The organism is Bacteroides sp. An51A, from assembly GCF_002161565.1.
In the GTDB taxonomy this organism is placed as follows: Bacteria; Bacteroidota; Bacteroidia; order Bacteroidales; family Bacteroidaceae; genus Phocaeicola; species Phocaeicola intestinalis.
On sequence record NZ_NFIC01000003.1, the window covers coordinates 324,303 to 336,695 of the forward strand.

Here is a 12,393-nt window from a genome sequence, read left to right on the forward strand (position 1 = left end):
GATAAGTTTTTTTAATGAAGAATGATGAATGAAGAATGAAGAATTCCATGCGGGCGAAGCGATTCTTCATTCATCATTCATGCTTTTTAATTTTGAATCAGGAAGTCTGTTCCTGATTCGCATTATTGAATAAAAAGCTTTGTGCTATCTGTGGTGAAACCCAATCAGAAGTTACACCGCAGGTCGATTCCTACTTGCAGGGGGCGTCCTTGTTGCTCGAAACCACGGTTCATCGATTCGAAGTAGAACGCCTGGTAACGCTTGTTGAGGGCGTTTGTTATCCAGAGTGCCACCTGCCCGTTCCCTTTGTTGAAGCTGAGGCGCCCGTCCAGTGTGCCGTAGAAGGGCTGGCTGGCATTGTTCTGTTCGGTCCAGTAGATGCGCCCTGCCGCACGATAGTTGGCATCTACGGTGATGTTGTCGAGGATGGCGTTCTTTCGCAAGACGAAACGGTATTGCCCGCCGATGTGGAACGTGTGTTTGGGCACGAAGGGCACGTAGCGTCCGTTGTAGTTCTCCGTATCGCTCACCACATAGTCGGTGAAGGTAGCGTAGGTGTAGCCATAGCTTCCGTTCAGGAGGAAATTATCGGTCAGGCGGGCACGCAACGATGCTTCCGCTCCGATGCTTCGGCTTTTCCCGGCATTGACGGTGATGCGCCCCAATCCTGTTTCGGCGAAGCGCGAAATCTGCTGGTCGCGCGTGTCCATGTAGAAGAAGGCAAGGTCGGTCTGCAGCTTTCCACCTGCCGCGGTGAGGTGTGCGCCCGCCTCGTAGTTCCATGCATATTCGGGCTTGTAGAGGGTGGCATCTGTTACGTCCACGTCCGAAGAGGGGAAGTCGGGAATCATTCCGGCGAAGTTGCCGAACACTTCATCTTGCTTCACGGCATCAATCATCGCGGTGCGCAAGTCGGCTTGTATCAGGTCGGAGAACATCTGGATGTTGTATCCGCCCGAACGGTATCCTCGGCTCACGGTGGCGTAGACGTTGTTTTCGGGGTTCCACGCATATTGCAGGGTGAACTTGGGGAGGAGTTGCAGGTAGTCGGTGTGCTCTTTGCCGGCGAAGCGCACCGATGCCGCCAGCGAGCGGGAGATGGGCTGGGGCAGGAAAGGGGCTGATACGCCGAAGTCGAAGCCCATGTCGCAGCGGGAGTCATAGTCCAGCCAGAGTTTTTCATAGTCCAGCCGTAGTCCTACGGTAAGCGAGAGTCCCTCGGTGAAAAGGTCGTTCAATGTCGACTGGTGGTAAATGGCACCGTTCAGTACAGGTGTCTTGAAGTGTCCGGGTACAAGGAGAGGCCGGGTGGTGACGCTTGCCGAGAGGGTAGGGGCACCTGCGGGGAGTTGTGCCAGTCCGGCATTGATGTTGTCTTCTATCAGGCTGCTGATGCCCTCATCGTGGAAGGTGACGGGTGCGCCGGTGTCCAGCCATTGGTAGAATCCGCTCACGCCGGTGGTCCATTGCCAGCGCGTGCCGGGGTTCGACTTCAGTACGATTTCCTGGCTCAGGGTTTTTGCGTCTTGTTTCTGCACCAGGGTATAGATGTCGGCTTCGGTGAAGTCCTGGTCCAAGGTCATCCGGTCGTGCAGGTACTGGAATCCGGTGACGCTGCTCAGGATGAAGTTCCTTGCGTGGTGTTCGATGCTCAGTCCGCCGTTTGCCAGGTTGCGCCTGTATCCGCTGGGGCGGTTGTACGAGATGGTGCCGATGTATTCGGCGCGGTCTTCCTCTTCGCCGTCGGTGCGTCCGGTATAGGCGTAGGGGTATCCGCCTTGGTTGGTGTACTCGTAATTGGCGGTGAAGTCCAGTTTCAGGTTGGCATTGGGAAGCCAGATGGCACGGATGCGTCCTCCTGCCTCGTCATCGGTGTCGATGCGCTTGCCGTCGAAAGCGTTCTTGAAGAATCCTCCTTTGTGTTCGTAGAAGGTTCCTACCGAGAAGGCGAATTGTTCGGATATACGGTGGTAGTGCTTCAGCATCACCTTGTAATCGTTGTAGGTGGCGGCACTGAGTTGCACGTCCGTCCCCTGATAGGTGAAGGGCGACTTGGTGAACACACGTATCAGCCCGCCCATCGTGTTGCGCCCGTACAGCGTGCCCTGCGGTCCGCGCATCACGTCGATGCGTTCGATGTCGGAGTAGTTGAAGTCGAACGCCGACTTGTCGATGAAGGGCACGTTGTCAACATACAACCCTACGGCAGGCGTGTTGATGCGCGACCCGATGCCCCGTACGTAGACCGAGGTGGTGAGCTTCGACCCATAGTCGGGGATGAACAGGTTGGGCACCAACCCAGAGAGCGATTTTACCGATGCGATTTGCCGGCTCCGTATGTCCGCTTGCGAGAGCGAGGTGGCGGAGAGTGCCTGTTGGCGCAGGCGGGTGTTTTCCTTAGGGGTGGCGATGACCACTACCTCTTCGATGTCGATCACCCGTGTGGTGTCGCGCAAGGTGTCGTGTGTTGTGGCGGATGCCGCGGCGGTGGCGGCAAGTGCCAGCGTTGTAAAGATAAGTCTTGTTTTCATATATGTGCTTTGTTTTTTTTGAAACGCAGATTTTCGCAGATTAACACAGATTATTTTATTTACAATTTTTCGATTGACAACGTACGGTTTAGGGCAAAATAGTAAATCTAAATAGTCCAATAGTCAATAAAAATAATCCGCGGAAATCTGCGTTAATCTGCGTTTTTTCCAATCGCCTGCAAAGTAACGCCAAATCTCCGACACATGCAATCCTCATAAATGAGGAAATTTTTGTATATGGAATATCGAAAACGATGAATGTACGTTCTATCTCTTTGCCATTTCTGACCACTTATGATGGCAGGTAGAATCCGATAGCATGGTTATACCTTAATTAGGATTGAACTTCATGCACAATATTGGGAAAGGGTTTCCTTGGCTGTCGGTTTCATTGCGGCGGAAGACTTCGAAACCGAGGTGGCGGTAAATGTCTGTAGCTTGTGTATTCTGCTCGTTTACGTCGATGTAGAAAGCTTTGTATCGATTGATAGCCAACCGGATGAGCCGTTTTCCGATTCCTTTTCCGATATGTCCGGGAGCAAGGAATAGGGCTTCTATTTTCTGGTCTTGGATGCACATAAAGCCAACAGGTTTGTTGGCGGAAAACGCTATAATCAAGGTATCGATGGTGCGCAATGCTTCTTTGGTCATGGGACGAAGGTTGCAGATGTCTTGTTCGCTCAGAAAGTGATGGGTGGCGCGGACGGATGATTCCCATACCTGCGTCAGTTGGCTGATGAGTTCCGTTGACCGGGCATCTTTGTTTATTTCTCGAATTTGTTGAAGCGCCTTCCACTCTTCTGCCGTAATCCGCATGAAATGTTCCGTGCGTATATCGCCCAAAGGAGATGTGTTGCCGCTCTCCGTGTGATGATAGGTAAGTCCGCATTTCTCCATTACGCGGCGCGATTGGGTATTCCCATCGTAATATCCACACCACACCGCCGACACGCCTAAGTCGGTAAAGCACCGCTGCAATAGGCATCTTACAGCTTCGGGTATCAATCCCTGCCCCCAGTATGGCACACCTATCCAATAACCGATTTCAGCTTCATCAGCCTGCATGGCAGCACTGTGCATGCCGTCGCCAAACATAATGCCGGCACTTCCTACTGGTTCATTTGTTTCTTTCAGTACCACGGCGTAGGTCTCGGGAGCAGTAAAGACGGTGCGGATGATTTCCAGGCTGTGTGCTATGGAGGTGTGGGGTGGCCATCCGGCTATAGGCCCGATAGCAGGGTCTTTCGCATACTTGTACAAGGCTTCCGCATCAGCTTCTTGCCAAGGGCGGAGAATAAGTCGGGAGGTTTCTAAAAATGTATTCATAGGTTGAGGGAAAATATATTATGCATAAATAAAAATTTGAATCTCCGCATTTCACCCAATTGCCATGTAGGGGCGTATCGCATACGCCCGAATACGTCAACTAATCCACGTGGATGTCTTCAAGGCGTATGCGATACGCCCCTACATGGGATGTTTGGTAAAAGTATTGGCTTCTAACTCCCTTTGACTCCTTGAAATAACTCCTTATTGGTGAAATGCGGACATTCATATAAATAAATGTCGCGGGAAGTATAAAAAACAGCCGGTCCGAATGTTCAGACCGGCTGTTCTTAATATTTGTCAGCGATTGATTATTCAGCTTTTTCTTCGCTCCAGTCCATTGCTGCCATACGTTTGTAAGAATCGTAACGTTTCTTCGCCATCTTTTCGCAAGCTGCGAACAAGTCGGCTGCTTCTGTCGGATATTGTTTCATTACAGAAGCGAAACGTACTTCACCTTTCAGGTAATCCTGGAAGTTAGCCCAGTTCGGTTCTTTCGAGTCGAGCGAGAACGGATTCTTGCCTTCGTCTTCCAAAGCCGGGTTGAAACGCCACAAGTGCCAGTAACCGCATTCTACGGCCTTAGCCTCTTCTGCCTGGCTCTTACCCATACCTGCTTTCAATCCGTGGTTGATACACGGAGCGTATGCGATAACCAATGACGGACCAGGATATGCTTCTGCTTCGCGGATGGCTTTCAATGTCTGAGCCTGGTCGGCACCCATCGCAATCTGAGCTACATATACATAACCGTAAGTAGTGGCAATCAGACCAAGGTCTTTCTTGCGTACACGCTTACCGGAAGCGGCAAACTTGGCGATAGCGCCCAGCGGAGTAGCCTTAGATGACTGGCCACCGGTATTCGAGTAAACTTCGGTATCCAATACGAGGATGTTTACGTCTTCGCCCGAAGCGATTACATGGTCGAGACCTCCGTAACCGATATCGTAAGAAGCACCGTCACCGCCGATAATCCATTGAGAACGTTTGATGAGGTAATCTCTGAACTCGTAGATTGTAGCGCAGTTTGCACACTTGTCTTTAGCGGCTTCTACCATCGGGATAATCTTTTCGGCAGCAGCTTTGCTCTTGTCTGCATCGTTGCGTCCGTCAATCCATTCCTGGAATGCTTCCTTGTATTCAGCCGGAGTTTCATCCGAAGCGATAGCTGCCTTCATGGCATCTTCGATACGGTTGCGCAGCTTCTTGTTAGCCAATTCCATACCCAGACCGAATTCGCAGAAGTCTTCGAACAAAGAGTTTGCCCATGCCGGACCCTGGCCTTTTTCGTTCGTAGTGTACGGAGTAGAAGGAACAGAACCTGAGTAGATTGAAGAACATCCGGTAGCGTTAGAAACCATTTCGCGGTCGCCGAACAACTGAGAAATCAGTTTCACATACGGAGTTTCACCACAGCCTGAGCAAGCACCCGAGAACTCAAAGAGCGGAGTAGCGAACTGAGAGTTCTTCACGTTCGACTTGATGTCTACCAAGTGCTGTTTGCTTGATACGTGTTCCGTGCAGTAAGTCCAGTTGTCTGCTTCTGCCAATTGGCTTTCCAGGTGTTTCATGGTCAGCGCCTTGCCACCCTTCTTCGGATTGCCCGGACAAACATCGGCACAGTTGCCGCAACCCAAGCAGTCGAGTACGTCTACCTGCATGCGGAAGGTCATGCCGTCGAATTGCTTGCCCACAGCCTTCAGGGTAGTGAAGTTTGCACCCTTCTGTTCTTCTGCATCGAGTACGAACGGACGGATGGCAGCGTGAGGACAAACGTATGCACACTTGTTACACTGGATACAGTTTTCAGGATTCCATTCCGGAACGAAAGCAGCCACACCACGTTTTTCGTATTTGGCTGTTCCCTGATACCAAGTACCGTCTTCGATGCCCTTGAATGCAGATACCGGCAGCAAGTCGCCGTCTTGTGCGTTGATCGGACGAACTACTTCGTTGATGAATGCCGGGTCGTTGTTTGCTGCGGCAGGTTCAACTTCCAGGTTAGCCCAAGCCGGGTCAACGGTCAGTTGCTTGTATTCGCCGCCGCGGTCAACGGCTGCATAGTTCTTGTTGACAACGTCTTCACCCTTCTTGCCGTAAGATTTCACGATGAACTTCTTCATCTGTTCTACCGCCAAGTCTACAGGGATAACGCCTGTGATGCGGAAGAATGCAGACTGCAGGATGGTATTGGTACGGTTGCCCAAACCGATTTCCTGTGCAATCTGGGTCGCGTTGATGTAGTAAACGGTGATGTTGTTTTCAGCAAAGTATTTCTTTACCTTGTTCGGCAGGTTCTTAGCCAGTTCATCGCCTTCCCAGATGGTGTTCAGCAGGAACGTACCGTTCTTGCGCAGACCGCGGGTTACATCGTACATGTGCAGGTAAGCCTGAACGTGGCAAGCCACGAAGTTCGGGGTAGTTACCAGATAGGTAGAGTGAATCGGGTGGTCGCCGAAACGCAGGTGAGAGCAGGTGAAACCTCCCGACTTCTTCGAGTCGTAAGAGAAGTAAGCCTGGCAATACTTGTCGGTATTGTCACCGATAATCTTTACAGAGTTCTTGTTGGCACCTACCGTACCGTCTGCACCCAAACCGTAGAATTTAGCTTCGAATACGCCTTCTGCACCGAGAGCGATTTCTTCTTTCTGAGGCAGAGAAGTAAAGGTAACGTCATCCACAATACCGATAGTGAAGTGGTCTTTCGGCATCGGGAGTTCCAGATTTTCGTATACCGACAAGATTTGAGCCGGAGTAGTGTCTTTTGAACCCAGGCCATAGCGTCCGCCTACGATAAGCGGGGCATTTTCCTGTCCGTAGAATACGTCCTTGATGTCCAGATACAACGGTTCGCCGTTTGAGCCCGGTTCTTTGGTACGGTCGAGCACTGCGATACGTTTCACCGTCTTAGGCATCTTTGCCAGGAAGTGTTTAGCCGAGAACGGACGATACAAGTGAACGGCAATCATACCTACCTTCTTGCCTTGAGCGGTCAGGTAGTCGATTGCTTCACGCGTAGCTTCTGTTACCGAGCCCATGGCGATGATGATGTTTTCCGCATCTTCCGCACCATAGTAATCGAACAGGCCGTAGTTGCGTCCCGTAATCTTGTTGATTTCGTTCATGTATTCTTCTACGATAGCCGGAACTGCTTCATAGTAAGGATTGCATGATTCTCTGTGTTGGAAGAAGTGGTCGGGGTTTTCAGCCATACCGCGTGCAACCGGTTTGTTCGGGGTCAGTGCGCGTTCACGGAACTCTGCCAAAGCTTTCTGGTCGATAAGCGGAGCGAGGTCTTCGTTATCCAGCTTTTCGATTTTCTGGATTTCGTGAGAGGTACGGAAGCCATCGAAGAAGTTCACGAACGGAACGCGAGACTTGATGGTAGCCAAGTGAGCCACACCTGCCAAGTCCATAACTTCCTGTACAGAACCTTCGCACAACATCGCGAAACCGGTCTGGCGGGTAGACATTACATCTTGGTGGTCGCCGAAGATACACAATGCGTGAGAAGCCAGCGTACGTGCCGATACATGGAATACGCAAGGAAGCAATTCACCTGCGATTTTGTACATGTTCGGAATCATCAGCAACAGACCCTGAGATGCAGTATAAGTAGTAGTCAATGCACCAGCCTGAAGCGAGCCGTGTACTGCACCGGCAGCACCGCCTTCAGATTGCATTTCCTGTACCAAAACAGTTTCGCCGAAGATGTTTTTACGACCTGCGGCAGCCCATTCGTCTACGTGCTCAGCCATGGTAGACGACGGAGTGATGGGGTAGATGGCAGCTACTTCCGTAAACATATACGAAATGTGAGCAGCAGCTTCATTACCATCACATGTGATAAATTTTTTTTGTTTAGTCATACAATTACTAATTATATTGTTAGGTAAATATATCGTTTCTTTTCTCTTTGTTGTCTAATACAGGAAACCGAACAACCACAGCGGAATCTGGTTGCCGTGTCCCAGTTCAGTCCTGTGCATGGCATAATAAACTCCAGGGTTGCTTTTTATCTTGTAGCCTTCTCCGCAGATACGGAAGTTCAAATTGCCGTCTACCAGAAAAGAAGTGCCTTTTTCTCCTTTGTTCACCTTGTGGTCTTTCCACAATGAGTTGACAAAGAAAGTCTCCAGCACGTCTTGTTCCTCCACCTTTACCGGATAGATGCTGTACATCAGGTTGGTGTTGTGCATCATGATTTTAGCCGGTTTTTTCGGGAAGACTTCTCCCTTCGGATATACCATGTTTATCAGCCGTGCGTCGGCAAGGTATTTGATGTAATTCATTACCGTAGCACGTGACGTCTGTATATCGGAAGCAAGCTGGCTGATGTTGGGCGCAACCGGTCCGTCTACCGCCAACAAATATAATAATTTTTTTATTCTTGAGAGATATTTCAGTTCAATTTGTTTGATAAGAAGAATATCCACTTCTATCATCATGTTCATGGTCTTCAGCAAATTCTCCGAAAAGTTACGTTTTTCAAGGAAGAATGGATAAAACCCATGGTGGATATAGTCTTGAAAATAATTGAGCGGATTGATGTGCGGAAGGATGGTTTTCGCAATATGTTCGTGTCCTGTCAGGATTTCGTCCAGAGTGTATGCAGAAAAGTGGTTACCCGTCTGCAAGTTCAGAAATTCACGGAATGAAAAGCCACGCAGGTTATACGATTGTACGATGCCGTTCAGTTCGGGGTTTTCTTCTTTCAGGCGCATTACAGAAGAGCCTGTAAATACGATCTTCAAGTTTGGGTAGCGCTCATAGCACGTGCGCAGGTCGTGGCTCCATTGCGGAAGTTTGAACACTTGGTCAATGAGAAGCACTTTGCCGCCACGCTTCACAAACTCACCTGCAAAATTAACCAGACTATATTGCGAAAAATAGAAATTGTTCATGTTTACAAACAGACACGAACGGTCATAGCCGAATTTTTCCTTCGCATATTGTAGTAGGAATGTGGTTTTCCCTACCCCGCGTGTGCCTTTGATGCCGATAAGGCGGGCGTTCCAGTCTATTTCGTCCATCAAGTCGCGTCGCACGGGGGCGTTGGTATGCTCAACCAGGTAATTATGTGTTCTGTAGAATGCTTCCATGAATTTCGATTTCTTCGGTGCAAATATACTAATAGTTCATTAATTTGCAAACTGGGGTTATCAAAATAATTAATTTTTTCATGTAACTTTGTGTATTATTTACCGTAGAGGGCACAGAAATACACGGAGGTTCTTTGTAATGTCTTGGGTTCTCTGTAAAGAATCGGATTAGGTCATGAAGAAAACGGTTTTTTTATTCAATCCGGAGAATGATATGGCACTTGCCAATTTTACTCCTTATTATAAGGTGCCAGCCGAAATACAGCGTATGGCTGCCGATTTGTCGGTGCTTCCTGCCTGGTATGCTCCTGCAGGCAGTATAGTAAAACTTCCTTCTATCGGGCGAATGCCTCATTGGGAAGAAGATGGTAATGGGGGGATGTTTTTTCCAGAAGTGGAATGGACGGCTGCATATCCTTCTGTAGCTTGGTCGCCTTGGGGCTGGAGTCCGGCATTGGTGCATACATTGAGGCAGGAGGAAGTAGACGAAGTGTATCTTCCTTCCGCCGGAATCTTGGCAGATATACGTGCCTTGTCGGGCAGGACAAGTGCTGTCCCAATCTTGCAGAGTTTTGCTGGTATGAAAGGAATATGTGGAGAGGCGTGTGCCTGTTTCACGTTGGAAGAGGTGCGTACGATAGTGGCAGGCTGGGGAAGATGTGTCTTGAAAGCTCCATGGTCGGGGAGTGGACGCGGATTGGCTTTTGTTTCCAACGAAACTTGGACAGCTTCAGTAGAAGGTTGGACTGCCCGTATCCTTCGTACACAAGGGGCGGTTATGGCAGAACCTATATATAATAAGGTGTGTGATTTCGCTATGGAGTTCCGTGCTGATGAGGATGGAAAGGTGTCGTTTGCCGGTTATTCGTTGTTCGAGACCGATGCTTTCGGCAATTACAAAGGCAATCTGCTGGCTTCTGATGGGACGATAGAGCATTGGCTTGAAGCATACATTTCACTTGAGACTTTATACGAAGTGCGGCAGCATCTGCTTGTAGTCTTGCCCCAATGGTTGGGTAGACGATATACTGGCTATTTAGGTATCGACATGATGGTTTGTCATGAAAAGGACTATATGCTCCATCCGTGTGTCGAAATCAACTTGCGGATGAATATGGGTGTACTTTCACGCCTTTTCTTCGACCGTTATGTATGTCCCACCGCCTGTGGGCGTTTCGTTATCGAGCATTATCCTGCTTCGGGCGAAGCCTTGAGGTTTCACGCATATATGCAAGATGCATATCCTGTCAGGTTGGTTGGGGGAAGGTTGGAAAGTGGTTATGTATCACTTACTCCCGTAGGCGAAGACACACGTTATCAGGCATACGTCCTGTTCCCTATTACCGAAATCGTATAGTCGGTCAGATATGAAATGCATCCAATTCTGATATACCCCCTGTGTTACAGGCGATACGCTTAAAATAAAATTAGAATCCGGTTGATTCTTAGAAACTGTTTTGGAATTTATTGTGCGATGATTTGGGATGACTAAAAAACTAAAGCACATACGAAAACGGATGCATTAAGCCGAGAAAGCTTTTTGGAGAATCTATATCCGTAATACTCATCGATGGCACCGGTAAATACAATCTTGTCTGCCAGTGCTCACAATATAAGTTTCCTCCCAAATGCGGTCGGCGGTCGATGACCAGACATTTCTTTCCTTCTTGTGTAGCTTTATAGGCAAATACGGAGCCGAATAATTCGGCACCTACTATCAAGTAATCGTAACGTTGCATGGATAATATCTAAAGTGTCTTGTATTTAATTTTGTTGACTTATGAGTATTTATAACTTTTCGATTTCGTCTTGGGTAAATCCTGTATATTTCATGATGATTTCCATTGGCATACCATCCATTTTCATTTGTTTAGCTATGTCGGCTTTCGTTTTTCTCGCGTCAATATTTATTCCTTCAGTACGCCCCTCTGCGCGTCCCTCTAAACGTTCCTCGTCTCTTGCTGTTACAATGTTATCACGTAAGATGACCACATTGTCTAAATGGCGGTAATACGCATTCGGTTCTGCCTTGCTCATGCGTTCAAGCCGCAGTTTCTCACGGGCTTCTTTTAATCCGGGCGCAGTGGCATCGAAAGGGATATCTCCTGTGTTGAGGAAATATATGAATTTTGTGGAACAGATTTTTCTTCTGGTTTCTTTATCTCCATTGGATTCGCCATTGTAACAAAATTGGTTTGCGAAGAATATCAAGAATATACAGAAAGTAGAGACTTTAATTTGCTTAGCAGTGTCTCTGTTTGTGGAAACAAAGGAGCAACTTCTTCTTCTGTCCAGTCAAATAAATCATCGTAATCACCAGCTTGTCTCATATTCAATAAGCGGGAGGCCAAACGGGCATCTTCTTTACTAAGTAGTCCTTTCATCACAAATTCTTGTCCTAAAATGCAGATTACACCACTATGGGTTTTAGAAGAAAAGCCTTTATCTATCAACAATGCGGTAGCTGCATGAAAAACCGCATAATATAAACGGTTTGCAACAAGATTCCAGTGCTTTAATTGCGCATTGTCCCGTGCTTCCACCATTGCTTGTTCCGATTTTTGCAGGCGATAGGCTATGATTGCCCTTTTTTCTTCCAACGTCAGTGCCATAATACGATTCCCTCTTGTTCTACATTTTTATAAAAAGGAGTGAAATGCCTTTTTCCCCATTCGGCATATGTATATACCAAAGGATTAATCTCTGCATTGATTTTCCATCCCAACTCCACCAACGGAAAAGCGATGTTGTTGTAATCATCATGGCTCACTTTGTCTTGTTCTAGCAAGATAAGAAGATCCCAGTCCGAATCTTCTCGCGCATCTCCACGTGCCCGTGACCCGAACAAAATCATTTGTGCTCCAATAGGCAATACCTTCGAAGCTGTTTCTTGTATAGAATGCATTATTTTAGATGGCACTTCCATAGTGTTCCTAAGTTTTCTACAAAGAAACGAATTAATTTCGAGAAAGGCAAACGGGAGATGTTTTTATTTGCTTATAACACATGCTTCTTCATAAACGGAATTTTCATCAGAATATATGTGCTGGCTAATGACAAAAGTGTGAATAGCAGGAAGAAGCCGATAAAATTGTAAATAGGTACAACCACTTCTTCATCTACATTCAAAAGCTTATAGGCGAAATTGATGAATACAGGATGCACCAGATAAATGCCAAAGCAGTAAGGTGCCAGTTGGTTTGCCAACTTCCAATTCACATTCAGCGACCTGAATAGCAGAAACAAGGCTGAAGCCAAGCAGATTACAACAGGGGTAGCATAGCCGTAAACGTCAAAACCATAATAACATTTTGTGACGATAATCCCGATACATAGGATAATGATTGCAGTCAAAAGTATTTTGTTTCCATAAATTTTTTGCGGTGCTTTCCAACATAGCCAGTACCCCAACAAATAAATAGAGTTTATGTAAA

At 47.8% G+C, this 12,393-nt stretch carries 9 protein-coding genes and 2 pseudogenes; 1 reads left to right on the top strand and 10 read right to left on the bottom strand.

The window, feature by feature from the left end; genetic code table 11:
- Positions 1–164: 164 nt before the first annotated feature.
- The 5 genes and pseudogenes from B5G04_RS07670 to B5G04_RS07685 form a co-directional block, all read right to left on the bottom strand.
- Complete coding sequence (locus B5G04_RS07670; protein ID WP_087396575.1) at positions 165–2,531, bottom strand: TonB-dependent receptor; 2,367 nt, start codon at positions 2,529–2,531, stop codon at positions 165–167.
- A 330-nt stretch (positions 2,532–2,861) separates the two neighbouring features.
- On the bottom strand, positions 2,862–3,347 hold the full coding sequence (locus tag B5G04_RS20200; RefSeq protein WP_204247004.1) for a GNAT family N-acetyltransferase: 486 nt from the start codon (positions 3,345–3,347) through the stop codon (positions 2,862–2,864).
- Positions 3,321–3,857, bottom strand: a pseudogene (locus tag B5G04_RS20205) (GNAT family N-acetyltransferase); the annotation flags it as partial. The gene B5G04_RS20200 and the pseudogene B5G04_RS20205, both read right to left, overlap by 27 nt.
- 311 nt (positions 3,858–4,168) lie before the next feature.
- Positions 4,169–7,726 carry a pyruvate:ferredoxin (flavodoxin) oxidoreductase gene (gene nifJ / locus B5G04_RS07680; RefSeq protein ID WP_087396578.1) on the bottom strand — a complete coding sequence of 1,186 codons (3,558 nt, stop codon included), beginning with the start codon at positions 7,724–7,726 and terminating at the stop codon, positions 4,169–4,171.
- A 54-nt stretch (positions 7,727–7,780) separates the two neighbouring features.
- Positions 7,781–8,959 carry an AAA family ATPase gene (locus B5G04_RS07685; RefSeq protein WP_022039072.1) on the bottom strand — a complete coding sequence of 393 codons (1,179 nt, stop codon included), beginning with the start codon at positions 8,957–8,959 and terminating at the stop codon, positions 7,781–7,783.
- A 175-nt stretch (positions 8,960–9,134) separates the two neighbouring features.
- Between B5G04_RS07685 and B5G04_RS07690 the strand changes: the two genes are divergently transcribed.
- Positions 9,135–10,316, top strand: coding sequence for a hypothetical protein (locus B5G04_RS07690; RefSeq protein ID WP_087251115.1), 1,182 nt, complete (start codon positions 9,135–9,137; stop codon positions 10,314–10,316).
- Positions 10,317–10,563: 247 nt separating this feature from the next.
- On the opposite strand, the pseudogene B5G04_RS19310 reads toward B5G04_RS07690, so the two are convergent.
- From B5G04_RS19310 to B5G04_RS07715, 5 genes and pseudogenes are all read right to left on the bottom strand, one after another.
- Positions 10,564–10,698, bottom strand: a pseudogene (locus B5G04_RS19310) (NAD(P)-binding protein); the annotation flags it as partial.
- Positions 10,699–10,747: 49 nt separating this feature from the next.
- A complete protein-coding gene (locus tag B5G04_RS19315; RefSeq protein ID WP_140406973.1) occupies positions 10,748–10,996 on the bottom strand; it encodes a hypothetical protein in 249 nt (82 codons plus the stop codon).
- A 170-nt stretch (positions 10,997–11,166) separates the two neighbouring features.
- Positions 11,167–11,571: a HEPN domain-containing protein gene (locus B5G04_RS07705; protein WP_087213579.1), complete on the bottom strand. Its 405-nt coding sequence runs from the start codon at positions 11,569–11,571 to the stop codon at positions 11,167–11,169.
- Positions 11,562–11,864, bottom strand: a complete 303-nt coding sequence (locus B5G04_RS07710; RefSeq protein WP_225226352.1) for a nucleotidyltransferase domain-containing protein — start codon at positions 11,862–11,864, stop codon at positions 11,562–11,564. The genes B5G04_RS07705 and B5G04_RS07710 overlap by 10 nt, the downstream gene beginning before the upstream one ends.
- Positions 11,865–11,956: 92 nt before the next feature.
- Positions 11,957–12,373, bottom strand: coding sequence for an acyltransferase family protein (locus B5G04_RS07715; RefSeq protein WP_337959696.1), 417 nt, complete (start codon positions 12,371–12,373; stop codon positions 11,957–11,959).
- Positions 12,374–12,393 lie beyond the last annotated feature (20 nt).